At 71.4% G+C, this 25,239-nt stretch carries 20 protein-coding genes; 14 read left to right on the top strand and 6 right to left on the bottom strand.

Going from position 1 to position 25,239, the window contains the following annotated elements; genetic code table 11:
• The first annotated feature begins 17 nt into the window (after nucleotides 1–17).
• Complete coding sequence (locus tag ACZ58V_RS33505; RefSeq protein ID WP_468194118.1) at nucleotides 18–998, top strand: WD40 repeat domain-containing protein; 981 nt, start codon at nucleotides 18–20, stop codon at nucleotides 996–998.
• Nucleotides 999–1,017: 19 nt separating this feature from the next.
• On the opposite strand, the gene ACZ58V_RS33500 is transcribed toward ACZ58V_RS33505, so the two are convergent.
• The gene (locus ACZ58V_RS33500; protein ID WP_471294828.1) at nucleotides 1,018–1,803 is read right to left on the bottom strand and encodes a TetR/AcrR family transcriptional regulator; all 786 of its coding nucleotides are present in this window, start codon (nucleotides 1,801–1,803) and stop codon (nucleotides 1,018–1,020) included.
• A gap of 104 nt (nucleotides 1,804–1,907) precedes the next feature.
• On the opposite strand from ACZ58V_RS33500, the gene ACZ58V_RS33495 reads away from it, so the two are divergent.
• The 6 genes from ACZ58V_RS33495 (at nucleotide 1,908) to ACZ58V_RS33470 (ending at nucleotide 10,515) form a co-directional block, all read left to right on the top strand.
• Nucleotides 1,908–2,867, top strand: a complete 960-nt coding sequence (locus ACZ58V_RS33495) for an ATP-binding cassette domain-containing protein (protein ID WP_471294827.1) — start codon at nucleotides 1,908–1,910, stop codon at nucleotides 2,865–2,867.
• The gene (locus ACZ58V_RS33490) at nucleotides 2,864–3,682 is read left to right on the top strand and encodes an ABC transporter permease (RefSeq protein ID WP_471294825.1); all 819 of its coding nucleotides are present in this window, start codon (nucleotides 2,864–2,866) and stop codon (nucleotides 3,680–3,682) included. Before ACZ58V_RS33495 ends, ACZ58V_RS33490 begins: the two co-directional genes overlap by 4 nt.
• A gap of 164 nt (nucleotides 3,683–3,846) precedes the next feature.
• The gene (locus tag ACZ58V_RS33485; protein WP_471294823.1) at nucleotides 3,847–5,364 is read left to right on the top strand and encodes a cellulase family glycosylhydrolase; all 1,518 of its coding nucleotides are present in this window, start codon (nucleotides 3,847–3,849) and stop codon (nucleotides 5,362–5,364) included.
• Nucleotides 5,365–5,445: 81 nt separating this feature from the next.
• Complete coding sequence (locus ACZ58V_RS33480) at nucleotides 5,446–6,099, top strand: hypothetical protein (protein ID WP_468194130.1); 654 nt, start codon at nucleotides 5,446–5,448, stop codon at nucleotides 6,097–6,099.
• On the top strand, nucleotides 6,099–8,279 hold the full coding sequence (locus ACZ58V_RS33475) for a bifunctional polysaccharide deacetylase/glycosyltransferase family 2 protein (RefSeq protein ID WP_468194133.1): 2,181 nt from the start codon (nucleotides 6,099–6,101) through the stop codon (nucleotides 8,277–8,279). Before ACZ58V_RS33480 ends, ACZ58V_RS33475 begins: the two co-directional genes overlap by 1 nt.
• Before the next feature lie 637 nt (nucleotides 8,280–8,916).
• Entirely contained in the window at nucleotides 8,917–10,515 is a 1,599-nt protein-coding gene (locus ACZ58V_RS33470) for an alpha/beta hydrolase (RefSeq protein ID WP_471294822.1), read from the top strand.
• 82 nt (nucleotides 10,516–10,597) lie between these two features.
• Here the strand turns inward: ACZ58V_RS33470 and serC are convergent, their stop codons facing one another.
• Nucleotides 10,598–11,716: a phosphoserine transaminase gene (gene serC, locus ACZ58V_RS33465; RefSeq protein ID WP_468194138.1), complete on the bottom strand. Its 1,119-nt coding sequence runs from the start codon at nucleotides 11,714–11,716 to the stop codon at nucleotides 10,598–10,600.
• 73 nt (nucleotides 11,717–11,789) lie between these two features.
• Nucleotides 11,790–13,139, bottom strand: coding sequence for a glycoside hydrolase family protein (locus ACZ58V_RS33460; RefSeq protein ID WP_471294820.1), 1,350 nt, complete (start codon nucleotides 13,137–13,139; stop codon nucleotides 11,790–11,792).
• Nucleotides 13,140–13,347: 208 nt separating this feature from the next.
• On the opposite strand from ACZ58V_RS33460, the gene ACZ58V_RS33455 reads away from it, so the two are divergent.
• The 7 genes from ACZ58V_RS33455 to ACZ58V_RS33425 all read left to right on the top strand — a co-directional run bounded on the left by ACZ58V_RS33455 (nucleotide 13,348) and on the right by ACZ58V_RS33425 (nucleotide 23,135).
• A complete protein-coding gene (locus tag ACZ58V_RS33455) occupies nucleotides 13,348–14,367 on the top strand; it encodes a LacI family DNA-binding transcriptional regulator (RefSeq protein WP_189727032.1) in 1,020 nt (339 codons plus the stop codon).
• Between the two features lie 100 nt (nucleotides 14,368–14,467).
• Nucleotides 14,468–15,808: an ABC transporter substrate-binding protein gene (locus ACZ58V_RS33450; protein WP_471294819.1), complete on the top strand. Its 1,341-nt coding sequence runs from the start codon at nucleotides 14,468–14,470 to the stop codon at nucleotides 15,806–15,808.
• 103 nt (nucleotides 15,809–15,911) lie between these two features.
• Entirely contained in the window at nucleotides 15,912–16,913 is a 1,002-nt protein-coding gene (locus tag ACZ58V_RS33445) for a carbohydrate ABC transporter permease (protein ID WP_468194146.1), read from the top strand.
• Nucleotides 16,914–16,920: 7 nt separating this feature from the next.
• Nucleotides 16,921–17,763, top strand: a complete 843-nt coding sequence (locus tag ACZ58V_RS33440) for a carbohydrate ABC transporter permease (protein WP_382828667.1) — start codon at nucleotides 16,921–16,923, stop codon at nucleotides 17,761–17,763.
• A gap of 56 nt (nucleotides 17,764–17,819) precedes the next feature.
• Nucleotides 17,820–20,738: an FAD-binding and (Fe-S)-binding domain-containing protein gene (locus tag ACZ58V_RS33435; protein WP_471294818.1), complete on the top strand. Its 2,919-nt coding sequence runs from the start codon at nucleotides 17,820–17,822 to the stop codon at nucleotides 20,736–20,738.
• A 128-nt stretch (nucleotides 20,739–20,866) separates the two neighbouring features.
• On the top strand, nucleotides 20,867–22,003 hold the full coding sequence (locus tag ACZ58V_RS33430) for a lipid II:glycine glycyltransferase FemX (RefSeq protein WP_468194152.1): 1,137 nt from the start codon (nucleotides 20,867–20,869) through the stop codon (nucleotides 22,001–22,003).
• A gap of 163 nt (nucleotides 22,004–22,166) precedes the next feature.
• Entirely contained in the window at nucleotides 22,167–23,135 is a 969-nt protein-coding gene (locus ACZ58V_RS33425; RefSeq protein ID WP_468194155.1) for an EamA family transporter, read from the top strand.
• A gap of 21 nt (nucleotides 23,136–23,156) precedes the next feature.
• On the opposite strand, the gene ACZ58V_RS33420 is transcribed toward ACZ58V_RS33425, so the two are convergent.
• From ACZ58V_RS33420 to ACZ58V_RS33410, 3 genes are read right to left on the bottom strand one after another with little or no spacing between them, the layout of a single operon-like run.
• A complete protein-coding gene (locus tag ACZ58V_RS33420; RefSeq protein ID WP_471294817.1) occupies nucleotides 23,157–23,987 on the bottom strand; it encodes a phosphotransferase enzyme family protein in 831 nt (276 codons plus the stop codon).
• Between the two features lie 26 nt (nucleotides 23,988–24,013).
• A complete protein-coding gene (locus ACZ58V_RS33415) occupies nucleotides 24,014–24,562 on the bottom strand; it encodes a GNAT family N-acetyltransferase (RefSeq protein ID WP_471294816.1) in 549 nt (182 codons plus the stop codon).
• Between the two features lie 9 nt (nucleotides 24,563–24,571).
• Nucleotides 24,572–25,237, bottom strand: coding sequence for a formylglycine-generating enzyme family protein (locus ACZ58V_RS33410; RefSeq protein WP_471295157.1), 666 nt, complete (start codon nucleotides 25,235–25,237; stop codon nucleotides 24,572–24,574).
• Nucleotides 25,238–25,239 lie beyond the last annotated feature (2 nt).

The following is a 25,239-nucleotide window of genomic DNA, read 5'->3' as shown; positions in this document are numbered from 1 at the left end:
GATGGCAGTCTTGGGGCATGCGCAGACCGATCGCCTTCCTCGCCGCGGTTCTCCTCGTGGGCGCCTTCGCCGTGCCCGCCTCCGCCGCCGACGGGGACGAGGAGTTCACGATCAAGGACCCGCGCATCACCGAGTCGAGTGGCCTGGCGGCCTCCCGCCGGCACCCCGGCATCTACTGGACGCACAACGACAGCGACGACGGGGCGTATCTCTACGCCGTCGACAGCGCGACGGGCGAGACGGTCGCCACGATCACCATGGCCGGCGTGGGCAGTCCGCGCGATGTCGAGGCCATCTCCATCGGGCCGGACAACCAGATCTACGTCGGCGACATCGGCGACAACCTCGGCGGCACCTGGCCGTACGTGTGGATCTACCGGCTGCCCGAGCCGAAGAACCTGCGCGACCAGACCGTCCGGGCCACGCAGTACGTCGTGAAGTACTCCGACGGCGCGCGGGACGCCGAGTCGCTCGTCGTGCACCCGAAGACCGGCCGCGTCTACATCGTCGACAAGAACGAGAAGGGCGGGCATCTGTACGAGGGTCCGGCCGAGCTCTCTCCCACCGGGAGCAACGTCTTCAAGCCCGTCGCGGCCGTCCCCGACCTGGAGGCCACCGACGCCACGCTCTCCCCGGACGCCGAACACCTCGTCGTACGCAGCTACTTCGGGGCGATCGCGTACGACTGGAACGGCGGGAAGATCAAGAAGAAGGAGCGGCTCGGGGTGCCGTTCCTCGGGCAGGGGGAGTCCGTCACCTACACCGCCGACGGGAAGAAGCTCATGTACGGCGCCGAGGGGGCCGACAGTCCCGTGGAGCCGCAGGACGCTCCCGGGGCCGGTGGGTCCGGCTCGGCCTCCGGCAGCGGCAGTTCGGCCGCCTCGGACGGTGCCGGCGGCGACGGGCTGACCGGGAATCTCAAGAACGGCGCGATCGCCGTCGCCGTGGCCTGTGCCGTGCTGTTCGGGCTGCGGGGGCTGAGGCGGCGGCGGAGGTAGGCCACCGGGGCGAGCCGGGCTATCGGTCCGTGGCGGCGCCGCGCTGCTCCACGAGGACCTCAAGCCCGTCCAGGATCCGCTGCAGCCCGAACTCGAAGTGGTCGAAGTCGGATCCGAAGCTGTCCTCGGAGAGCGAGGCCATCACCGGGTAGCGGCCGGAAGCCATGGCCTTCTCCAGGACCGGCACCTGCGCCTGCCAGAACTCGGCGTCCGTCAGGCCCGTTCGGCGCTCCGCCTCCCGCTCGTACAGCTGCGTGCGCGCGGCTCCGACGACGTACCCGTCGATCATGATGACCGCGGAGACCAGCTCGGGGTCGGTCAGTCCCATCGGGCGGATCCGGGTGAGGATCTTCTCCATGCCGTCGACGGCGCTCGGGCCGAGGACCGGGCGGGACTGGTTGACGTGGAGCAGCCAGGGGTGGCGGCGGTAGAGGGCGAGGGTCGTTCGGCCCAGTGCCTCCAGGGCGGCGCGCCAGCCGCCGTCGCCGAGGTCGGACGGGTTGTCGGAGCGGCGCTGCACCCGGTCCAGCATGAGGTCGAGCAGCTCGCCCTTGCCGGGGACGTACCGGTACAGCGACATGGTGCCGGTGCCGAGTTCGGCGGCGACGCGGCGCATGGACAGCCCGCCCAGTCCCTCGGCGTCCGCGACCTGGACGGCGGCTTCCACGACCCGGTCCAGGGTCAGGGTGGGTTTGGGGCCTCGGCTGGGGCGCCGGCCGGTGTCCCACAGCAGTTCGAGGGTGCGGGCGATATCGCCGCTGCCGCTGGTCTCCGTACTGCCCGCACCACTCGTACCGCTCGTCATGGGCCCAGCTTAGGGGGCCGTACAAAAACTGGGTACGTTGTACGCGTAATAGGGTACGGTGTACTCAGTTCAGGGTCGGCAGGGACGCACACGGGAGGGGCGGCATGGACGGATACGCGGTACGGGCCGAGGGGCTGGAGAAGCGGTACGGCGAGAAACGCGCCCTCGACGGCTTCGACCTGGCCGTGCGCGAGGGCACGGTGCACGGTCTGCTCGGGCCGAACGGGGCGGGCAAGACCACCGCCGTCCGCATCCTGTCCACGCTGATCCGGCTGGACGGGGGCAGCGCCACGGTCGCAGGGCTCGACGTGGCCCGGCAGCCGCGCGAGGTCCGGGCCCGGATCGGGCTCACCGGACAGTACGCGGCGGTGGACGAGGTGCTCACGGGGCGGCAGAACCTGGAGATGTTCGGCCGCCTGTTCCATCTGGGCGGCAAGCGGGCCAGGGTCCGGGCCGGTGAACTGCTGGAGCGGTTCGACCTGGCCGACGCCGCCGACAAGGGCGTGGGCAAGTACAGCGGCGGCATGCGGCGCCGCCTCGATCTCGCCGCTTCGATGATCCTCGCGCCGGCCGTGCTCTTCCTCGACGAGCCGACGACCGGCCTGGATCCCCGGAGCCGGGGCGAGGTCTGGGAGTCCGTACGGGCGCTGGTGGCGGGCGGCACGACGGTGCTGCTGACCACGCAGTATCTGGAGGAGGCCGACAAGCTCGCCTCGCGCATCACCGTCATCGACCAGGGGCGGGCCATCGCCGACGACACCCCGGACGGGCTGAAGAACCTGGTCGGCGGCGACCGGATCGAGGTCGTGGTCGCCGAGCGGTCCGAGATCCCGCGGGTGGTGAAGGTCGTCGCCCGGGTCACGGACGGCGAACCCGAGGCGGACGAGACCGAGTTGCGGGTGCACGCCCCGGTCGCCGACCGGGTCACGGCGCTCACCGAGGTGGCGCGGACCTTGCAGGACGAAGGCGTCCGCGTCGAGGACATCGGGCTGCGCAGGCCGAGCCTCGACGACGTGTTCCTGCGCCTGACCGGACACCGCACCGAGAAGGAGGCCGCGGCGTGACCGCCATCGACCTGAGCACGCCGAGCCCGCGGAGCGGTACGTACTGGCTGCTCGCCGACTGCTGGAACATCGTCCGCCGCGGCCTGACCCACTACCAGCGCCAGCCCGTCAACATCGCCTGGCAACTGGGCTTCCCGATCCTGTCCGTGCTGCTCTACGGCTATGTCTTCGGCAGCGCCATGAAAGTGCCCGGCGGCGGGGACTACCAGGACTTCCTGATGCCGGGCATGTTCGCGATGACCATGGCGTTCGGCTTCATCAACACGGCGACCGTCGTGGTCTACGACTCCACCAAGGGCGTCATCGACCGCTTCCGCTCCATGCCGATGTCGTCCTCGGCGGTGGTGGCCGGGCGCGGGGTCACCGATCTGATCGTCGCCTGCGCCGAGTTGGCGATCATGATGCTCACCGCGCTCGCCATGGGCTGGCGTCCGGACGGCGGGCTGGGCTTCCTCGGCGCCTTCGGGCTGCTGCTGTGGCTGCGCTTCTCGCTGATCTGGATCGGCGTGTGGCTCGGCCTGGTCGTGCCCAACCCGGAGGCGGCGGGCGGCCTCTTCGCGGTCGCCTTCCCGCTGACGATGATCTCCAGCATCTTCGTCGCGCCGCAGCTGATGCCCGACTGGCTGGGCTGGGTGGCGGTGTGGAACCCGATCTCCTCCACGGCGGCGGCGACCCGCGAGCTGTTCGGCACGCCGGTCGGCGGTGACACCTGGGTCGAGCAGCACGCGCTGCTGATGGCCGGGGTGTGGCCCGTGATCCTGACGGTGATCTTCCTGCCGCTCGCGGTACGGCGGTTCAAGAAGCTGAGCCGGTAGTGGTGCGGCGGCGGTTCAGGAAGCTCGGCCGCTAGCGCGGGCGACGCGCACCTCCCGAAGTCTTGACGTGCTCATGGTGCGTCAGTTTCCTGGGAGGTGCGCGGCGTTATGGGAGCGCTCCCATTCGATTCCGGGGCCGCGCCTCCCCGAGAGGAAGCAGCCACATGTTCCGCACTCTGCGCAGAGCGCTGTGTGTTGCCGCGGCGCTCCTGTTACCGCTGGCCGGCACGCAGTCGGCCCAGGCCGATGTCGGCACGAAGGCCGCGGGCGCCGGCTACTGGCACACCAGCGGCCGCCAGATCCTGGACGCGGCCGGAGCGCCCGTCCGTATCGCCGGCGTCAACTGGTTCGGCTTCGAGACCGCCAACCACGTCGTCCACGGCCTGTGGGCCCGCGACTACAAGAGCATGATCGACCAGATGAAGTCGCTGGGCTACAACACCATCCGGATGCCCTACAGCGACGACATCCTCAAGTCCGGCACCGTGCCCGACAGCGTCAATCACGACGGCAAGAACACCGACCTGCGCGGGCTGACCTCGCTCCAGGTCCTGGACAAGATCGTGGCGTACGCCGGACAGGCCGGACTCAAGATCGTCCTGGACCGGCACCGCCCGGACGCGGCCGGCCAGTCGGCCCTCTGGTACACGGCGTCGGTGCCCGAGTCGACCTGGATCGCCAATCTCAAGGCCCTGGCCACGCGCTACAAGGGCGACTCCACCGTCGTCGGCATCGACCTGCACAACGAGCCCCGCGACCCGGCCTGCTGGGGCTGCGGTGACACCTCCCGCGACTGGCGCCTGGCCGCCCAGCGCGCGGGCAACGCGGTGCTGTCGGTCAACCCCGAGCTGCTGATCATGGTCGAGGGCGTGCAGTCGTACAACGGCACGAACGGCTGGTGGGGCGGCAACCTCATGGGCGTGGCCCAGTACCCCGTCCAGCTCGACGTGCCGAACCGGCTGGTGTACTCGGCCCACGACTACGCCACGTCGGTGGCCCAGCAGCCCTGGTTCGACGACCCGTCGTTCCCGGCCAACATGCCGGGGATCTGGGACAAGTACTGGGGCTACGTCTTCAAGCAGAACATCGCCCCGGTGTGGCTCGGCGAGTTCGGTACGACGCTCCAGTCGGGGGTGGACCAGAGGTGGCTGTCGGAGCTGGTGAAGTACCTGCGGTCGACGTCGGCGTACGGCGGCGACAGCTTCCACTGGACGTTCTGGTCCTGGAACCCCAACTCCGGCGACACGGGCGGCATCCTGAAGGACGACTGGCAGACCGTGGACACCGTGAAGGACGGCTACCTCAAGGCGATCAAGGCGCCGGGCTTCGCGGGAGGCGGTTCCGGGCCGGACCCCGGCGGGCCCGGTGAACCCGGTGGCGGGGCCGCCTGCACCGCCGCCTACACGGTGAGCAGCGACTGGGGCGGCGGCTTCAACGCCGAGGTGAAGGTGACCAACACGGGCAGTGCGCCGCTGACGTCGTGGAAGGTCGCCTGGACGTGGAGCGGCGCGCAGAAGATCACCAGCATGTGGAACGCCTCGTACACGCAGAGCGGGGCGAGCGTGACGGCTGTGAACGCCGCGCACAACGGGAGCGTGCCGGTGGGGGCTTCGGCGAGCCTCGGCCTCGGCGGCGCTCCCGGGGGCGGAGCGGTGCCGAGTGTGAGCTGTACGGCGACCTGACGCCGGCGTGAGGGGGGGCGCCCGGTGGTCGCCGGGCGCCTCGTCCGACCGACGGCTGGGCGGCGGCGTACGCTGACACTTATGGCGCCGTACCGTGCCAAGAGGGAGCAAACAGGGCAGGAACCGTCGAGCGATCCGCGCCTCCCGGTGTTCGTCGACTCCTCCGGCCGGCGTGCGCGCAATCTCCGGCGCGCCGGCTACGGACTGGCCGGCTGTGCGGCGGCCTACATGGCGGTGCTGGGACTGAGCCTGATGGGAGCGACGCCCTTCGCGCCGGGGGCGCTGCTCCCCGGCGACGTGGCGGCGCCCGCCGCGCCGAGGGCCCAGGCCCCGGGCGGGACGCCCCTGGCACCGCCCGGCGACGCCTCGGACGCGGCCGGCCCCAGCGCCCTGCTCGTCCCGGGGCTCGCCGGGCCCGGCCCCTCCCTGGACCCGCCCCTGGTGCCCGGGAGCCCGCCGCCCGGCGCACCGGAACCTTCCGACAACCCGGAACCGGAGGCGGCGCCGACACAGGAGCCCTCACCGGAGCAGCCCGCCGACCCCGCCGAGCCCGCCCCCGAACCGGGGACGGACACCAGCGAGCCCCCGCCCCCGCCCTCACCCGCTCCGCCCACCACTGCCCCACCCGCCCCACCGGCACCTGAACCCACAGAGCCGGCGCCCAGCCCCTCGGCGCCGTCCGGTGTCGCCGAGCCGCCCCCGCCCGCCGACCCCTCGGTGGCCGAGGCTCCCTGATGCGGCGGCGCCCCGACCGGTCACCCGACCGCTCATCGAGGCCGTCCGGTCCGCGGCGGACGCGAGCACCCCTGGCTCCGCGGCATCGCTTCCGCATCGTCGTCCCCCTGGTCCTGCTGGCCTTCGTCGCCTCGGTCCTCCTGGTCGAGGGCTACACCACCCGGGGCTTCGCCGGCGACCAGGAAGGGCGCGGCGGGCGGTCGGCGACCGGCGTCCCCCGCTCGATCGCGGACGGCGGCCCGGTCGTCGCCACCACCAACGATCATCTGCGCACCTATCGCACGCCGGACAAGACCGTCGTGCTCACCTTCGACGACGGCCCCGACCCCACCTGGACGCCCCGCATCCAGGCCGTTCTCGACCGCTACGGCACGCCCGGCACCTTCTTCGTCACCGGGCAGCAGACCGCCCGGTACCCGGATGTGCTGCGCCGTGTGGTCCGCTCCGGCCACGAGATCGGCGTGCACACCTTCTCCCACCCCGACCTGACCACCCGGTCCGCGAGCGACATCGACCGTGAGCTGTCACTGACCCAACTCGCCCTCGCGGGGGCCGCGGGCATCCACTCCTCGCTGATGCGGATGCCCTACTCCTCGACCCCCGCCGCCCTCGACACCCCGGAGTGGTCCCTGGCCCGGCGCCTGGGGGAGAAGGGCTACGTCCTGGCGTTCATCGACCAGGACACCAACGACTGGCGGCGGCCGGGCGCCCGGAAGATCGCCGACGCGGCCACACCGACCGGGGGCAGGGGCGCGGTCGTCCTCCTGCACGACGCGGGAGGGGACAGATCGCAGACGGTCGAGGCCCTGGAGACCCTGATCCCCCGGTTGCAGGCCCAGGGCTATCGCTTCACCACGCTCGCGGAACTGGTCGGCGCCGACACCCTCACCAGCCCCGTCGGCACGGCGGACCTGTGGAGCGGCCGGATCTTCGTGGCCGCCGTCACCGTGTCGGCGACAGCGGTCACGGCCGTGAGCGCGCTGCTGCTGGTGGTCGGTTCGCTCGTCCTCGCCCGGTGTGTGCTGCTGATCGTCCTGGCCCGTCACCACGCCCGCCGCCGGCGCCCCGGCCCCGGCGGTCACGGGCCCGTCACCCGGCCCGTCAGCGTCGTCATCCCCGCCTACAACGAGAAACCGTGCATCCCCAAGACGCTCCGCTCCCTCGCCGCGAGCGACCACCCCGTCGAGATCATCGTCGTGGACGACGGTTCCCGCGACGGCACCGCCGACCTCGCGGAGTCACTCGCCCTGAAGAACGTCACCGTCGTCCGGCAGCCCAACAGCGGCAAGCCCGCCGCCCTCAACACCGGTGTCCTGCGGGCCTCCCACGATCTCGTCGTCATGCTGGACGCCGACACCGTCTTCGCCCCCTCGACCGTCGGCCGCCTCGTCCAGCCCTTCGCCGACCCGCGCGTCGGCGCCGTCGCGGGCAACGCGAAGGTCGGCAACCGGCGGCGGCTGCTCGGCCGGTGGCAGCACATCGAGTACGTCATGGGCTTCAACCTCGACCGCCGCATGTACGACCTGCTGCACTGCATGCCCACCATTCCCGGTGCCGTCGGGGCCTTTCGCGCCGAGGCCCTGCGGGACGCCGGAATGGTGAGCGCGGACACCCTCGCCGAGGACACCGACCTCACCATGGCCCTGCACCGGGCCGGGTGGGAGATCAGCTACGTGCCGGACGCGCTGGCCTGGACCGAGGCACCGTCCTCGCTGCGGGAGCTGTGGCGCCAGCGCTACCGGTGGAGCTACGGCACGATGCAGGCCGCGTGGAAGCACCGGCACGCCCTGCTCGAGCGCGGTCCCGCGGGCCGCTTCGGCCGCCGGGGCCTGCCCCTGCTGGCCGTCTTCCAGATCTTCACCCCGCTGCTCGCCCCGCTGATCGACATCCTGGCCCTCTACGGCCTGGTGTTCGGGAACCCGCTCACCACCGTGCTCGCGTGGTGCGGTGTGCTGGCGGTGCAGGCCGTCTGTGCCGCGTACGCCTTCCACCTCGACGGCGAGCGGCTCCGGCCCCTGTGGGCGCTCCCTCTCCAACAGGTCGTCTACCGCCAGGTGATGTATCTGGTCCTCGCCCAGGCCTGCCTGACCGCGATCAACGGCTACCGGCTGCCCTGGCAGCGGCTCAAGCGCAGTGGCGACGTGATGCTGCCTCCGCAGCCCTCGACCCGCCGGACGTGAGGGGTCGCGGCGGCGTGCGGTGCGGGCGGCCGTTCGGGTTCAGTTGCCCGGCCGAGGGGTCGTCAGCCTTCCTCCTGGGCGCTTTCCCGCCCAAGGTGTGATCATGAAAACTCCGCGATTGCACTGTATGCACCGATCTCTCGCGCACTCGGCCGGTGCGACCGTCATCGTCCTCGCGGCGGTCCTGACCTCCACCGCACCCGTCGCGGCCCACACCGCTCCGCCGCCTGACCGTGACGAAGGTCAGACTTCCTCGTGCTACTCGTCCCGCAAGCAGAGCCAGGGACTGGATGACATCGTCTGGTCTGCCCTGTTCGGGCCCCAGAAGACCACGACGGAGACCCGGTGCGACGGCGACACGGCGGAGGGGACGCAAGGGGGGACCAGAGGCCTCCTACGGCCCCTCTCGGGCTCCTGACCACTGCTCCTTGTAGGCCCTGCCCCATGCGACGAGAGGGGCGTTTGGTTACCGAAGGTCCAAATGCCTCTCTTTTAAAGGGGTTTGGGCGCATGCGGTGACTCGATTCGGTCAAGTCTTGGTCGAATATGTATGTGCGTGGCGTGCTCTTCCGAAACGATGCGGCACGGCCCGTGTGACACACGGGCCTGACCCCCCTCACCGTTCTGAGAGAACTCCATGAGAAGAAGCGCAGCCGTACTGTGCGGCGCGACCGTCGTCCTGGCCGGGACCCTCACCGCCGCTCCCGCCAGCGCCGACGCGCCGCAGTCCGCGACCACCGCCCAGGCCGCGAAGGTCACTTGGAAGAAGTGCGCCACGGACGACTCCCCGACGATGCAGTGCGCGTCGGTGAAGGTGCCGCTCGACTACGCGAAGCCGCGGGGGAAGCAGATCACGCTGGCGCTGTCCCGCGTGCCGCACACCGCCTCGACGTACCAGGGCCCGCTGCTGGTCAACCCCGGCGGCCCCGGCGGCAGCGGTCTGTCGCTGGCCGGTTTCGTCGCCTCCTCCCTGCCCAAGGAGGTCGCGGCCCAGTACGACGTCATCGGCTTCGACCCGCGCGGCGTGGGCGAGAGCAAGCCCGCCCTGGACTGCAAGCCGGGCCACTTCGACCCGGTGCGCCCCGACTCCGTGCCCAGCACGCCCGCGATCGAGAAGGCCAACCTCGCGCGCGCCAAGTCCTTCGCCCAGGCCTGCGGCACGAAGTACAAGGACGTCCTGCCGTACATCAACACGGTCAGCGCCGTGAAGGACATGGACTCGATCCGCGAGGCCCTCGGCGCGAAGAAGATCAACTACTTCGGCTACTCGTACGGCACCTATCTCGGCGCGGTCTACGCCAAGTTGTTCCCCGAGCGGGTGCGGCGCCTGGTGCTGGACTCGATCGTCGACCCGACCGGGGTCTGGTACGACGACAACATCCAGCAGGACTACGCCTTCGACAAGCGTCACAAGGCGCTGATGGCGTGGATAGCCAAGTACGACTCCACGTACAAGCTCGGCACCGATCCGAAGAAGATCGAGGCCAAGTGGTACGCCATGCGGGCGGCCCTGGCCAAGAAGCCGGCGGGCGGCAAGGTGGGCGCCTCCGAACTGGAGGACATCTTCATACCCGGCGGCTACAACAACGCCTACTGGCCCACCCTCGCCCAGACGTTCGCGGCCTACGTCAACAAGCACGACACCGCTGCGCTGGTCAAGGCGTACGACGACATCGCCGCCATCGACGCCTCCGGCGACAACGGCTACAGCGTCTACACCTCCGTGCAGTGCCGTGACGCCTCCTGGCCGCGCGACTGGAACCAGTGGCGCAAGGACAACTGGGCCGTGTACGAGAAGGCCCCGTTCATGGCCTGGAACAACGCCTGGTACAACGCGCCGTGTGCCTTCTGGCCGACGAAGTCGCTCAAGCCGGTGAACGTCTCCAACTCCAAGCTCCCGCCGGTCCTGCTGTTCCAGGCGACGGACGACGCGGCCACCCCGTACCAGGGCGGCGTCACCATGCACCGGCTGCTGAAGGGCTCCAGCCTGGTGGTGGAGCAGGGCGGCGGCAACCACGGCATCACGCTGGGCGGCAACGCCTGCCTCGACAAGCACCTGGCGGCGTACCTCACCAACGGCAAGGTGCCGCACGGCAGCGGCACGGCCGACGCGGTCTGCAAGAAGCTGGCCGACCCGAAGCCGCAGGCCGCTGCGGAGAAGACGCCGAGCACGGCCAAGTCGGCCGTCGCCAATGTCGGCAAGACCCTGAGCGGGATCCTGGGCTACGGCGGCTGAACATGCCTGTCTGAGCCTTGGCTCATGTGAAAGAAGGGCGCCCCGCACACGCGGGGCGCCCTCAGTCACGTACGGGAGAAGGTCAGAGCTTCTCGATCACGTAGTCGACGCACTTCGTGAGGGCCTCGACGTCCGCCGGGTCGATCGCCGGGAACATCGCGACGCGCAGCTGGTTGCGGCCGAGCTTGCGGTACGGCTCGGTGTCGACGATGCCGTTGGCGCGCAGGACCTTGGCGACGGCGGCTGCGTCGACGTCGTCGGTGAAGTCGATCGTGCCGATGACCTGGGAGCGCTTGGCCGGGTCGGTGACGAACGGGTTCGCGTACTTGACGTCCTCGGCCCAGCCGTACAGCGTGCGCGCGGACGTGGCCGTGCGGCGCACCGACCAGTCCAGGCCGCCCTGGCCGTTGATCCACTCCAGCTGGTCGTTGAGGAGGAACAGCGTGGCGAGGCCCGGCGTGTTGTACGTCTGGTTCTTGCGGGAGTTGTCGATCGCCGTGGGCAGCGCGAAGAACTCCGGGATGTGGCGGCCGGACGCGTGGATACGCTCCGCGCGCTCGATCGCCGCGGGGGAGAAGACGCCGATCCACAGGCCGCCGTCGGAGGCGAAGGACTTCTGCGGGGCGAAGTAGTAGACGTCCGTCTCGGCGATGTCGACGGGCAGGCCGCCGGCGCCGGAGGTGGCGTCGACCAGGACGAGGGAACCCTCGTCGGCGCCCTGCACCCGCTTGACGGGGGCGGCGACACCGGTGGAGGTCTCGTTGTGCGTGAACGCGTACACGTCGACGCCCGCCTCGGCCTGCGGCTCCGGATGCGTACCGGGGTCGGAGGAGATGACGCTGGGCTCGGCGAGCCAGGGGGCGAGCTTGGAGGCCTTGGCGAACTTGGAGGAGAACTCGCCGAAGGTGAGGTGCTGCGACTTGTTCTCGATCAGGCCGTGCGTCGCGATGTCCCAGAACGCGGTGGAGCCGCCGTTGCCGAGCACCACCTCGTAGCCGTCGGGGAGCTGGAACAGCTCACGGACGCCCTCGCGCACCTTGCCGACCAGGTTCTTGACCGGGGCCTGCCGGTGTGAGGTGCCCATGAGGGAGGTACCGGTGGCGGCGAGGGCGTCCAGCGCCTCAGTCCGCACCTTGGAGGGACCCGCGCCGAAACGTCCGTCGGCGGGCTTGATGTCAGCGGGAATCTGGATCTCAGCCACGCTCTGGAGGTTAGCCGGTGAGGAAACCTGGGCGAAACGTGGTCCGTCGGGTGAGACGGGGTTCCGGCAGCCGTCAGTGCGGCGACGGGCCGGGCCAGACGGCCGAGGCGTCGTCGCGGTGCGGGGCCGGCAGCCGGACCGGGCGGACGGGAACAGGGCGGACGCGGCCCTCGGAGGCGGCCGTCCAGGGGGCGGGGCAGCCGGAGTAGCACAGGGTGGTGAGGACGAAGACGCCGTCGGCGTAGACCTCGACGTACTCACCGACGGTGAGGATGCGCAGTGCGGCGGCGGGGTCCGGCAGGAGGGTCTCGCCGAGCGGGGTGCCCTCGGGGCCCGTGACCCGGAGGGTCTTGCCGTCGCAGCCGACCGTGAGCGCGGGCCGGCCTTCGTCGGAGACATGTGTGCGCAGGGTGATCTCGGTGCGGCCGGAGAGGTCGACGTCACCGACCGCGTGCAGGGGGGCGTCGTACGTCTCCTCGCCGAGCCAGGGGTCCAGGCCCGGCCACCATTCCAGGCGGGGCGCCGCATCCTCCCCCGCGACGAGGGACTTGGGCTGGGCGAGCATGCCGCGGCAGCGGTCGCCGGTGTCGGTGAGGCCGACGCGGCGGGGGGTGGTGTGCAGCACGACGCGGGAGCCGTCGGGGGCGGTGACGACGCGCGGGGCGTACGCGCCCGTCGGGCCGAGCGGACCGCGGCGGGTCCACGGGCCGCGCAGGCGCGGGGCGGTCCACGCCTCGAAGCCCCGGGTGGCGCCGATGGAGCCGAGCAGCAGCCAGCTGCCGTCGTCGAGGCGTTCCAGGACCGGGCACTCCAGTTCGTCGACGTCGCCGGGGGAGATCAGCGGCGGGTGGACGGTCCAGTGCTCCAGGTCGTCGGAGGTGGCCCAGGCGACGCAGCCGCCGGCCTCGACCGGCAGGGAGGCGTCGGCGGCGCAGACCACCATGACCCAGCCGTCGGACTCGTCGTCGCGTACGACGAAGGGGTCGCGCCAGCCCATGCGTTCGCCCGTGCGGTACCAGCGCCCGTCCGCCTCGACGACCGGGCCCGTGCCGTGGCGCCGCCAGCCCGTGCCGTCGGTGCGGTCTGAGTACGCCAGGCCGACCGACTGCAGGGGCCAGCCGCCGGGGGTGAGTCCGGAGACGGCGGTGTAGAGCATCGCCATGCCGGCGCCGTGCGGGAAGGCGTGCATGGTCCACACCGCCTGCTGGTCGAAGCGGCCCGGCAGGCCGTTGCCGAAGGCCGTGCCCTGCGGCTCCCAGTGGACCAGGTCGGTGGAGGTGGCCCGGCCGTAGGACGTCTCCATGCGCAGGTGGTCGAACTCGGCCGTCCACGGGCCCTGCAGGTGCAGCGCGGTGTAGGTGCCGTCCGCGTGGCGCAGGAGGTCGAAGTCGTTCACGCAGAGGCCGGGCGGCGCGTATCGCATGGACAGGTCCTGTCTGCCGACAGCGGCACTCAAACGCGTGCGCTGTGCTCTGGCTGGCGAGAGTTTCTCTGAGAGTCAGCCGAAGTAAATCTGAACGCAAACGCTTGCGCAACAGGTGGGGCGGGTTTACGGTCTCGTCACTCCCCCTCACGCCGACGTGCTTCCGGGCCCCCTGACCCGCGGCGTGCACCCGATCAAGGAGCGTCCCGTGACGGTCAGCATCACCGATGTCGCAGAGGCCACCGGGGTCTCGGCGTCCACCGTGTCCCGCGCCCTGCGCGGCCGTCCCGGAGTGTCGGAGGAGATGCGGGCCAGGATCGTCGCGGCCGCCGCCGAGCTGGGCTACACCGCCTCGCGCTCGGCGTCCAGCCTGGCCAGCGGGCGCACCTACACCATCGGCGTCGTCGTCCCGTACGTGGGCCGCTGGTTCTTCGGCACCGTGCTGGACTCCGCCGAGAAGGTCTTCAGCGCCGCCGGTTACGACGTCCTGCTGTACAACCTCGGCTCACCGGAGGCCCGCAAGCGCTTCTTCACCAAGCTGCCGATCCGCAAGCGGGTCGACGCCGTGCTGTCCCTGCTGATCCCGGACCTGGAGGAGGCCGCCGCCCTGCGCTCCCTGGGCGTGCCGCTGGCGACCACGGTCGGCGGCGCCCGGCCCGGTTTCACGGTGGTCGGCATCGACGACCGGGGCGGGGCGGAGAGCGCCGTACGGCATCTGGTGAACCTCGGCCACCGGCGGATCGGCATGATCTCCGGCGCCAGCGAGCCGCTGCACTGGACCACGCCCCTCGACCGCCGGCAGGGCTACCTGGACGTGCTGGCCGACGCCGGGATCGAGCCCGACCCCGCCCTGGAGGCGGACGGCGGTTACACCGTCGAGGGCGGCGAGCGGGCCATGACCGAGCTGCTGGCGCTGCGTCACCCGCCGACCGCCGTGTTCGCCCAGTCCGACGAGATGGCGATGGGCGCGCTGCGCGCCCTGCGCCGGCACCGGCTGAGGGTTCCGGAGGACGTGTCCGTCGTCGGCTTCGACGATCACGAGCTGTCCGAGGTGGTCGGGCTGACCACCGTGGCCCAGCCGGTCGCGGCCCAGGGCCGGGAGGCGGCCCAGCTGCTGCTGGCGTGGCTGGACGGCCCGGACGCCGGGCCGCCGCCCCCCGTCGAGATGCCCATCCGTTTCGTGCTCCGCGAGACCACCGCTCCGCCGCACACCGGCCGGCAGCGATAGCTCCCCTCTTCCCCGCCCGCAACCAGGGGCGCCGTTCCAGCCCCCCGGCCCTCCCCACCGTCCGCGCACCCACCCGCACACCCCGCACGGAGGCATGACCATGATCATCGGTAACAGAAAGCACCGTCGTACGGGCCTGACAGCCCTCGCTCTGCTGCCCCTGGCCGCGCTGGCCGCCTGCGGCGGGGGCGGTGGCAGCGACACCTCCGCCGAAGACGGCAGCGGCAAGGGCACCATCAGCGTCTGGGCCCACCAGGGCCAGGCGAGCGAGGCGACCGCGCTGCAGAACGCGGTGAAGTCCTTCAACTCCTCGCAGAGCGCCGTCAAGGCCGAGCTGAAGCTCATACCCGAGAAGGACTACACGAAGACCATCACCACCACCGACGCCTCCGAACTGCCGGACGTGCTGGAGTTCGACGGCCCGACGATGGCGAACTTCGTCTACAACAGCAAGCTCGCCCCGGTCGACGGCCACGTCTCCGCCAAGACCCTCGGCAACGCCACCGACGCGATCAAGGCGCAGGGCGAGATCGACGGCAAGCACTACGGCCTGGGCATGTTCGACGCCGGGCTCGGTCTCTACGCCAACAAGAAGATGCTGGACGCGGCCGGCGTGAAGTACCCGACGAGCGTGGACGACGCCTGGACGGCCGAGGAGTTCGGCAAGGCCCTCGAGGCGCTGAAGGGCAAGGACTCCGACGGCAAGGTCCTCGACATATCGGAGCAGTACGGCCTGGCCTCCGAGTGGGGCACCTTCGGCTTCTCCCCGATCGTCTGGTCGGCCGGCGGCGGCCTGCTGAAGGACGGCAAGGCGGCGGGCGCCCTGGACAGCCCGAAGACCGTCTCCGCGCTGAAGACCTTCCAGTCCTGGAAGCCGTACGTCGACCCCAACACCGACGGCAACGCCTTCGCCAAGGGCAAGGTGGCGCTGAGCTGGGTCGGTCACTGGAACTACCCCGCGTACAGCGAGGCGCTCGGTGACGACCTCGCCGTCCTGCCGCTGCCGGACTTCGGCAACGGCCCCAAGACCGGCCAGGGTTCGTGGGCCTGGGGTATCGGCGCCGCCGGCAAGAACGGCAAGGCCGCCGGCACCTTCCTGGACTACCTGCTGAACGACACCAACGTCGGCGCGATGACGAAGGCCAACGGCGCGGTGCCCGCCACCAAGTCCGCCCTCGCCAAGAGCGAGCTGTACAAGAAGGGCGGCCCGCTCCAGCTCTTCGCCGACCAGCTGGCCAAGCCCTGCGGCGACAGCGACATCAGCGCCTCCTGCGTCGCCGTCACCCGCCCGGTCACCGCCGGATACCCCACGGTCACCGCCAAGTTCAACACGGCCCTGAACTCCATCTACGGCGGCGCCGACCCCGAGGAAGCCCTGAAGAAGGCCGCCCGCGCCATCGACCGGGACTTCACCGACAACGCCGGCTACGAGATCCCGTAACCCGCAGCACGCATCGGCCCGGGCGGGCCGTCGGCGACGAGGCGACGCGACACCGCGGGCCCCGTACCGGCCGAGCCCGCCCCGCCGGGAAGAGGACCCTCCCGTGAAAACCGTGGAACCCGCGCACTCCGCTCACGCCGCGGCCCCTGGCCGGGCGCAGGCCGCCTCGTCCACGCCCTCCGCGAAGCCCTCGCGTCCCTCGCGCGGCAACCGCGACCGGCTGCACGGGCTGCTGATGTCCGCCCCGGCCGTCGGCGGGCTGATCGCCTTCGTCGGCATCCCGTTCGGCTACGCCGTGGTGCTCTCCTTCTACAACGTCCGCCTCGGCTCGCCGCTGGAGCCCACCTTCTTCGGCGTGGAGCACTACCGGCGGCTGTTCACCGACCCCGACCTGTCCGGCCCGTTCCTGCGGGCGCTGCTGAACAACCTGACCTTCGCCGCGGTCGTCGTACCACTCCAGACGGGTCTGGCGCTGACGCTGGCGATCCTGCTCAACCGCAAGCTGAAGGCCATCGGCCTGTTCCGGTCCTTCTTCTTCATGCCGGTGGTCTTCCCGATGGCGCTGGTCGCCGTGATCTGGCGGCTGATCCTCGCCCGCAGTGAGCAGGGCATGCTCAACTCCCTGCTGGACACGGTGACTTTCGGCAACTGGGGTGCCTTCGACTGGCTCGGCGACGGTCTCACCGCGATGGGCTCGATCATCGTGCTGTCGGTGTGGCAGGGCGTCGGCTTCCAGATGGTCATCCTGCTGGCCGGCCTCCAGCAGATCCCGGGCGAGCTCTACGAGGCCTCCGAGCTGGACCGGGCCTCGCGCTGGCAGCAGTTCCGGCACGTCACCCTGCCCGGCATTCGCGGCACCCTCGTCTTCGTCGCGATGCTGACCTCGGTGCTGTCCTTCCGGGTCTTCGACCAGGTGTACATCCTCATCCGCGGCGGCGGCCTGGACGAGGACGCCACCCGGACGGTGATGTACCAGGCCGTCACCACGGCCTTCGACCAGAACAACATCGGCCAGGCCTCGGCCGTCACGGTGGTGTTCTTCCTGATCGTCGTCGCCCTGACGATCGTCCAGCGCCGCGTCGTCCGGCCCGACAACGAGGACTGACTCCACCATGGCCATGACCCGCACGCCCGTACGCCGCGTCCTCGACTACACCGTCCTGAGCGTCCTGGCGTTCGTCTTCGCCCTCCCCGCGCTCTACCTCTTCCTCGGCAGCCTCAAGCCGTCCGACGAGGTCCTGAACGGCCTGTCCGGCTTCCTGCCCACCCACCTCTCCTTCGACAACTACACCGCCGTCCTCGACAGCCTCAGCTCCGACAGCACCGGCTACTTCTGGCAGTTCATGGGCGTGTCGGTGCTGCTGTCGTTCGTGGTCGTCACGGGCGGACTGATCGTCAACTCGATGGCCGCGTACGGGCTGACGCGGCTGAAGTGGCGGGGACAGAACGCGGTGTTCACCCTCGTCCTGCTGCTGATGCTGATCCCGTTCGAGTCGGTGGCGGTGCCGCTGTTCTACATGTTCAACGGCCAGCGCAACACCCTGTTCGTCCAGGCGCTGCCGTTCGTCGCCAACGCCTTCGCCATCTACCAGTTCCACACGTTCTTCAAGAAGATCCCGCCGAGCATCGAGGAAGCGGCCCGGCTGGACGGCGCGGGGCCCTGGCGCACCTTCTTCGCGATCATCGTGCCGATGTCCAGGCCGGTGTTCGCCTCGGTCGCGATCCTCACCTTCCTCATCCAGTGGGGCTCCTTCCTGTGGCCGGTGCTGATGGTGTCCGACCCGTCGGTGCGTCCCCTCCCTCTGGAGATGAGCGTCTTCCAGGGGCAGCAGCCCCCGGACTGGGGCCAGATCCTCGCCTTCGGCGTGCTGCTGGTACTGCCCGTGCTGATCGTCTTCGCGTTCTTCCAGCGCTGGTTCGTCGAGGGCGTGGCCAGCTCCGCCGTCAAGGGCTGAGGCCGCAGGGGGCGCCCCGATCCGTCACTGTCAGTGATCGGGTGCATGCTGGACGCATGACGGATGCCGGGGAACTCCCTGCCCTTGAGGCCGAGCTGAGCCGGGTCGTCCGGGGTGACGTGGGTTTCGACGTCACCTCCCGGGCGCTGGTCACCATGGACGCCTCCAACTACCGGCGCGTGCCGCTGGGTGTGGTCGCTCCCCGTGACGCCGACGACGTGTCGGCCGTCCTGGAGGTGTGCCGGGAGCGCGGGGTGCCGGTCGTGGCGAGAGGCGGCGGGACGTCGATCGCGGGGCAGGCGACGGGCACGGGTGTCGTGCTGGACTTCACCCGGTACATGAACCGGCTGGTGTCGCTGGATCCCGAGGCGCGTACGGCCGTCGTGCAGCCGGGGCTGGTGCTCGACCGGCTCCAGGAGGCCGCCGCACCGCACGGGCTGCGCTTCGGTCCCGACCCGTCCACGCACAGCCGGTGCACGCTCGGCGGCATGATCGGCAACAACTCGTGCGGCTCCCACTCGGTGGCGTGGGGGACCACCGCGGACAGCGTGCGCGAGCTGGACGTGGTCACCGCGAGCGGGCGGCGGCTGCGGCTCGGGCAGGACTGGGCCGGGGCGCCGGACGGGCTGCGGGCCCTGGTGGACGGCGAGCTGGCCCGGTTGCGCACCGGCTTCCCGGAGCTGCCCCGCCGCATCTCCGGGTACGCGCTGGACGCCCTGCTGCCCGAGCACGGCGCCGACGTGGCCCGCTCCTTCTGCGGCTCCGAGGGCACGCTGGGCGTGCTGACGGAGGCGGTCGTACGACTGGTCGAGGCGCCCCGCGCGCGTGCGCTGGCCGTGCTGGCGTACGCCGACGAGAGCGCGGCGGCGGAGGCCGCCGCCGGGCTGCTGCCGTTCGGGCCGCTGACGGTGGAGGGGATGTCGGCGGACCTGGTGCCGTCCGCTGCGGCCCTGCCCAAGGGCGCGGCCTGGCTCTTCGTGGAGACCGGCGGGGAGTCGGCCGCGGAGGCACGCGCGCGTGCCGAGGCGATCGTGCGGGCGGCCGACGTCGTGGACGCCCTGGTGGTCACCGACCCGGCGGGGCAGCGTGCGCTGTGGCGGATCCGGGAGGACGCGAGCGGTACGGCGACGCGGATGCCGGACGGCAGTGAGGCCTGGCCGGGGTGGGAGGACTGCGCGGTGCCGCCCGCCCGGCTCGGGGCGTATCTGCGGGACTTCCGGGGCCTGCTCACCGCGCACGGGCTGCGCGGCACGCCGTACGGGCACTTCGGGGACGGCTGCATCCACGTCCGGATCGACTTCGACCTGCTGACGGAGGCGGGTGTCGCCCGTTTCCGCCGCTTCTCGGAGGAGCTCGCGGGGCTGGTGGTGGCGCACGGCGGGTCGCTGTCCGGGGAGCACGGGGACGGGCAGGCGCGGGCGGAGCTGCTGCCCCGGATGTACGGGGAGGAGATGGTGGGGCTGTTCGAGCGGGCGAAGGGGGTATGGGACCCGGACGACCTGCTCAACCCCGGGATGCTCGTCCGCCCCGCGCCCCTCGACGCCGACCTGCGCTTCTCCGTCCTGCCCCGCGAACCGGTCGACGTCGCCTTCGGCTACCCGTCCGACGGCGGTGACTTCTCGGCGGCTGTGCGGCGCTGCGTGGGCGTCGCCAAGTGCCGTACGACGTCGGCGTCCGGCTCCTCCGTGATGTGCCCGTCCTTCCGGGCGACCGGCGCGGAGGAACACTCCACTCGCGGGCGGGCCCGGCTGCTGCACGAGATGCTCGCGGGCGAGATCGTGACGGACGGCTGGCGCTCGACCGAGGTACGGGACGCGCTGGACCTGTGCCTGTCCTGCAAGGGCTGCCGCTCGGACTGCCCGGTCGAGGTCGACATGGCCACGTACAAGGCGGAGTTCCTCCACCACCACTACGCCGGGCGGCTCCGGCCCGCCGCGCACTACGCGATGGGCAGGCTGCCGGTGTGGCTCCGGGCGGTGTCCCGTACGCGCACGGCATGGCTGGTCAACGCGCTCTCCGCGGTACGGCCCTTCGCGTGGGCGGCGAAACGGCTGGGCGGGATCGCGCCCGAGCGGGAGATTCCGCGGGTGGCGCGGCGGACGTTCAGCCGGTGGTGGGAGCGGCGGCGGAGGGAGACGGGGGGTGGGGGAGGCGACCTCGTCATCCTGTGGCCCGACACCTTCACCGAGCACCTCTCGCCCTCCGTCGGGCAGGCCGCCGTGCGGGTGCTGGAGGCGGCCGGGCTGCGTGTGGGGCTGCCGCCGACGCTGCGGCTGGTGAAACCGCCGGTGGGCGACGGGCCGACGGTCGCGATGGATCCGCTGTCGGTGCTGCGCGGCCGGGGCCGCGTCTGCTGCGGGCTGACGTATGTGTCGACGGGCCAGCTGGACCGAGCCCGGGCGGTCATGCGCCGCACGCTCGACCTGATGGAACCGGTGCTGGAGACCGACGCCCCGGTCGTGGTCCTGGAGCCGAGCTGCGCCGCGGCCCTGCGCACCGACGTCCCCGAACTGCTGCACGACGACCCGCGCGCGGCCCGCCTCGCCGCGAAGGTCCTCACCTTCGCGGAGACGCTGGAACGCCATGCCCCCGACTGGACGCCGCCGCGCGTGGACCGCCCGGTGGCCGGCCAGACCCACTGCCACCAGCACGCGGTGCTGGGCGACGCCGCCGACCGCCGGCTGCGGCAGGCCGCTCTGCTCTCCGGCGAACTGAGCGGCGGCTGCTGCGGTCTCGCGGGAAACTTCGGCTTCGAGAAGGGCCACTACGAGGTGTCCACGTCCTGCGCGGAGGAACAGCTCCTGCCGTCGGTACGGAACGCCCCGGACGGCACGGTGGTCCTGGCGGACGGCTTCTCCTGCCGCACACAGCTGGAACAGCTGGCGGGGGTGCGGGGGAGCCATCTGGCGGAGGTGCTGGCGGTGGCGCTGGAGGGGGTGGGGGATGCGGCCGGAGGGGGAGGGATCGAACCGTAGGACGAGGGGTGAAGCGGGGGTGCTTGAGGCGTTCGGACCACGCGACGGGCGGACCCGAGTGTCTGAGCCGGAGGTGGGCCCAGGCCGCTCCTAGGCTCGCGGGACCAGCCACTCCAAGGAGCCCGCGTATGAGCATCCGCGTCAAACCGATCACCCGTGACGAGCACCTCGCGTTCGTCGCGGGCCGCCCCTCCGCCAGTCACACCCAGGTCCCGTCCTGGGGCGAGGTGAAGCCCGACTGGCGGGCGGAGAGCCTGGGTTGGTTCGACGCGGTCGGGCGGCTCGTCGGCGCGGGGCTCGTACTGCTGCGCCCGCTGCCCGGGCCGCGGCTGCCCGGGCTGCGGAGATACCTCGCGTATCTGCCCGAGGGCCCGCTCGTCGACTGGCACGAGCCCGGCCTGGAACGGCTGCTGGAGCCGATGCTCGCGCACCTGAGACGGCGGGGCGCCTTCGCTGTGCGGATGGGCCCGCCGGTCGCGGTACGCCGCTGGAGCGCCGAGGCGGTCAAGGCGGGCATCGCGGACCCGGCCGCCGGGCGGCTGAACGACGTGCGGGCGACGTCGTACGACCCACGGGCCGGCCGGATCGCGGGCGATCTGCGCCGCATGGGCTGGCGGCAGACCGAGGCCGGAGGCGAGGGCGGCTTCGCCGCGGGGCAGCCCCGGTACGTCTTCCAGGTGCCGTTCGCCGGCCGGTCACTGGACGACATCCACAGCGGCCTGAACCAGCAGTGGCGGCGCAACATCAAGAAGGCCGAGAAGGCCGGCGTGAAGGTCGTACGCGGCGACATCGAGGATCTGCCGGCCTTCCACGAGCTGTACGGCGAGACCGCCGAGCGGGACCGGTTCATCCCGCGCCCGCTCTCCTACTTCCAGGGCATGTGGAGGGCGCTCACCGCCGAGCACCCGGACCGTATGCGGCTCTACCTCGCCTACCACGACGGCGAGGTGCTCGCCGCCGCGACCATGCTGACCGTCGGCGACCACGTCTGGTACTCCTACGGCGCCTCCACCAGCCGCCGGCGCGAGGTCCAGCCGAGCAGCGCCGTGCAGTGGCGCATGATGACCGACGCCCACGCACTCGGCGCCGCCGTCTACGACCTGCGCGGCATCACCGACACCCTGGAGGAGTCCAGCGACCTGCTGGGCCTGCTCCGCTTCAAGGTGGGCACCGGCGGCGAGGCCGTCGAGTACCTCGGCGAATGGGAGTACCCCCTCAACCGGCTGCTGTACAAGGCGTTCGGCCTCTACCTCTCCCGGCGCTGACGTCTCGGCGCTGACGTCTCAGAGCCCGAGACAGCGGCAAAAGGGCTTCACGCACCTGACTGAGTCCATTACTCTGGACCGGGAAGTACATCGGGATGTACGCGGAGTGCAGGCCGGTGTACGCACAGCCCGCACCCGGAGCCCGACCAGCACAGGACCGCCCGTGACTACCCCCGCCACCCCTGCCAGCGCCACCACGCCCCAGACCGCGACGGCCGCCACGCCCTCCCCGGCCGGCGGCCCCGGCCGTCTCGGGTCCCTCGGGCCCGTGGGCCTGGTGCTCGCGGGCGGCATCTCCGTGCAGTTCGGCGGCGCGCTGGCGGTGACTCTGATGCCGAGGGCGGGTGCCCTCGGCGTGGTGGCGCTGCGCCTGCTCGTGGCGGCGGTCGTCCTGCTGCTGGTCTGCCGTCCGCGACTGCGCGGCCACTCACGCACCGACTGGGGCACGGTCGTCGTCTTCGGCATCACCATGGCCGCGATGAACGGCCTCTTCTACCAGGCCGTCGCCCGCATCCCGCTGGGCCCCGCGGTCACGCTGGAGGTCCTCGGCCCGCTCGCCCTCTCGGTCCTCGCCTCCCGCCGCGCGATCAACATGGTGTGGGCGGCGCTGGCCCTGGCCGGTGTCTTCCTCCTCGGCGGCGGAGGCTTCAGCGGCCTCGACCCCACCGGAGCGGCCTTCGCCCTGGGCGCCGGCGCCATGTGGGCGGCATACATCGTCTTCAGTGCCCGTACGGGCCGCCGCTTCCCGCAGGCGGACGGGCTGGCCCTGGCGATGGCGGTCGGCGCGGTGCTGTTCCTGCCCCTGGGCATCGCCGAGGCGGGGACGAAGCTGGCCGACCCGGTGACGCTGGGGCTGGGCGCGGCGGTGGCCCTGCTCTCCTCGGTCCTGCCCTACACCCTCGAACTCCTCGCCCTGCGCCGCCTGCCCGCCTCCACCTTCGCGATCCTGATGAGCCTGGAGCCGGCCATCGCCGCGACGGCCGGCTTCCTCATCCTCGACCAGGCCCTCAGCGCCATGGAGGCCGCCGCGATCGCCCTCGTCGTCGCGGCGAGCATGGGGGCGGTGCGCACGCAGGTGGGCCGCGGGCGCAAGAAGACGGCGGCGCTGGAGAGTACGGGGCTGGAGGGCTAGAGCTAGAGCCAGGGCTGGAGGCTAAGGCTCGAGTGCTGCCCGGATCTGGGCGAGCCACTCCTCACCCAGCCGACGCCCGTTCGGGAGCTGGTCGTCTCGATCCCAGCGCCATGTCGTGATCACGGCCAGCACGAGGATCCGGCACTGGCGCAGCAACTCCCGATCGACACCCGGATAGTGCTCGCCGACTTCCTCGGGCGCATGCGCGAGGTCGAATTCGACGGGCCCACGGCAGCATGTCTCAAGGTCGATGAACAGCAACCCGTTCCCCGTGCTGAGCAGATTCCCCGGGTGCGGCTCGCCGTGCAGCACCTGCTCGGCGCCGCCGCGTTCGCCGATCACGCGCCTCATGTGTCGCAACGTGTCGCCGAGCAGCTCCCGGTCCGCGTCGGCGAGGGCCGGAGTGCGGTCGCGGTTCGCCACGAGTCGTTGTGCCTGCTCGACCCGGTCCGTGAAGTGCTGCGTCGGTACGTCGATTTCGCGCATGCCGGCATGCAGCCGCGCGAGTGCGTGGGCGTAGTCGGCCGGTGAGACCTCGCGAGGCGTCACGGGTTCGTAGTAGGTCCACAGCGTGATGACGAAGCCGTCACGCTCATGGACGCGTGGCTCCACTCGCGGCTCGAGAGCGGCCACCGGGCACCCGGCTTCGGCGAGCCGCTGAGCCAGCTCGACTTCGAACTGGGCGACCTGATCCGCGACCGGTGCCACCCGGGCCAGGACGTCACAGGGCAGCAGGCGCAGGGTGAGCTTGTTCGAGTCATGAAGGACGACCGCGTCGTCGGCTGTCAGGCCGAGTGCTGAGGCGGTCGACCTGGCCGCGGCCACCGCACGCTGGACCTCTGATACCCGCATCGTCCCTTGGACCCTCTCCCTTGAGCTCAGCCGGACGGCGCGACCGAGGACCACGCGCCGAACCACTGCTCGGCGCCGTACTCCTCGAAGCGCTCCACCTCGGTGAACCCCAGCTTCGCCGCGAGGCGCATCGCACGGTCGTTGGCGGTCCGGGTGCAGAGCACCACCGGCTCGCCGGGAAGCGTGTCGGCGAACCAGCCGAGGGCCGCCGCGCACGCCTCGGCGGCGTATCCGCGTCCCCACGCCTCCGGCAGGAACAGGTAACCGAGCTCGGTCTCCCCGGCATCCGGACGGACGTGCCCCGGGCGCTCCGCGTCGCGCCGATCGAACGTGATCATGCCGACCATCACTCCGTCGAGCTCGACCACAAAAAGACCGGGCCTCCGCCCGGGCACCTCAGGCACCGCCCGTTCGAGCTCCTCACGCGGCCGAGGCCCACCGACGTAGGCGCCCACCTCCGGCGATGAGAACAGCTCGATGAACGCCGCACGGTCTCGGCCCTCGGACTCACGAAGCACGAGCCGTTCGGTCTTCTTCGGGGCAGGCGGCCAAGTGCCGGGTCCTGACGCGGTCATGGCGGCAACCTATCGCCCACGGCTCAACGGCGCCGCTGAGCGCGCGACGCGGAACCCCACGTCGTCGATCCGGAACGTCGGATGGCTACGGCGCCGCACCGAGGCCCGGCAGCTCCAGTGCTCGTCGGACCAGCCGCCCCCCTTCAACACCCGGTACGTGCCGTAGACCTCGGCGTCGTAGAGGTCCCAGCACCAGTCCCAGACGTTGCCCAGCATGTCGTACAGACCCCACGCGTTGGCCTGCTTGCCGCCCACCGTGTGGACCCGCTCGTCCGAGTTCCCCCGGTACCAGGCGACCTCGTCGAGCCGGCCATAACGCGGCCCGGCACTGCCGGCACGGCAGGCGTACTCCCACTCGGCCTCGCTCGGCAGCCGGTACCCATCGGCGGACGCGTCCCACTCGACGCCCTCGTCCTCGCCGCGCAGCCGGTACACGGGCGTCAGCCCCTCCGCCACCGAGAGGGCGTTGCAGAAGGCGACCGCGTCCCACCACGACACACCCTCGACAGGCAGCCGCTCCCCACGAGCGGCACTCGGCCACTCACCGGTGACCTGGCCGTACCACTCCTGAGTGACGGGGAACGCCGACATCCGGAAGGCCGCGACCTCGGTCGTCCAACTGCGCTGAGTCCGCCGGTCGGACAGCGTCACCGCCCCGGCCGGGACGGCGACCATCC

The organism is Streptomyces sp. NPDC040589 (assembly GCF_055594445.1).
Note: the sequence above shows the minus strand (reverse complement) of the source record. Positions and strands in the feature narration are given on the sequence as shown.

What these genes read in the sequence shown, in the direction of transcription:
- ACZ58V_RS33505 (WP_468194118.1), top strand. Translation starts at nt 18, where the DNA reads ATGCGCAGACCGATCGCCTTCCTCGCCGCGGTTCTCCTCGTGGGCGCC.
- ACZ58V_RS33500 (WP_471294828.1), bottom strand. Translation starts at nt 1,803, where the DNA reads ATGACGAGCGGTACGAGTGGTGCGGGCAGTACGGAGACCAGCGGCAGC.
- ACZ58V_RS33450 (WP_471294819.1), top strand. Translation starts at nt 14,468, where the DNA reads ATGATCATCGGTAACAGAAAGCACCGTCGTACGGGCCTGACAGCCCTC.
- ACZ58V_RS33460 (WP_471294820.1), bottom strand. Translation starts at nt 13,139, where the DNA reads ATGCGATACGCGCCGCCCGGCCTCTGCGTGAACGACTTCGACCTCCTG.
- ACZ58V_RS33440 (WP_382828667.1), top strand. Translation starts at nt 16,921, where the DNA reads ATGGCCATGACCCGCACGCCCGTACGCCGCGTCCTCGACTACACCGTC.
- ACZ58V_RS33495 (WP_471294827.1), top strand. Translation starts at nt 1,908, where the DNA reads ATGGACGGATACGCGGTACGGGCCGAGGGGCTGGAGAAGCGGTACGGC.
- ACZ58V_RS33485 (WP_471294823.1), top strand. Translation starts at nt 3,847, where the DNA reads ATGTTCCGCACTCTGCGCAGAGCGCTGTGTGTTGCCGCGGCGCTCCTG.
- ACZ58V_RS33475 (WP_468194133.1), top strand. Translation starts at nt 6,099, where the DNA reads ATGCGGCGGCGCCCCGACCGGTCACCCGACCGCTCATCGAGGCCGTCC.
- ACZ58V_RS33480 (WP_468194130.1), top strand. Translation starts at nt 5,446, where the DNA reads ATGGCGCCGTACCGTGCCAAGAGGGAGCAAACAGGGCAGGAACCGTCG.
- ACZ58V_RS33410 (WP_471295157.1), bottom strand. Translation starts at nt 25,237, where the DNA reads ATGGTCGCCGTCCCGGCCGGGGCGGTGACGCTGTCCGACCGGCGGACT.
- ACZ58V_RS33415 (WP_471294816.1), bottom strand. Translation starts at nt 24,562, where the DNA reads ATGACCGCGTCAGGACCCGGCACTTGGCCGCCTGCCCCGAAGAAGACC.
- ACZ58V_RS33420 (WP_471294817.1), bottom strand. Translation starts at nt 23,987, where the DNA reads ATGCGGGTATCAGAGGTCCAGCGTGCGGTGGCCGCGGCCAGGTCGACC.
- ACZ58V_RS33470 (WP_471294822.1), top strand. Translation starts at nt 8,917, where the DNA reads ATGAGAAGAAGCGCAGCCGTACTGTGCGGCGCGACCGTCGTCCTGGCC.
- ACZ58V_RS33430 (WP_468194152.1), top strand. Translation starts at nt 20,867, where the DNA reads ATGAGCATCCGCGTCAAACCGATCACCCGTGACGAGCACCTCGCGTTC.
- ACZ58V_RS33435 (WP_471294818.1), top strand. Translation starts at nt 17,820, where the DNA reads ATGACGGATGCCGGGGAACTCCCTGCCCTTGAGGCCGAGCTGAGCCGG.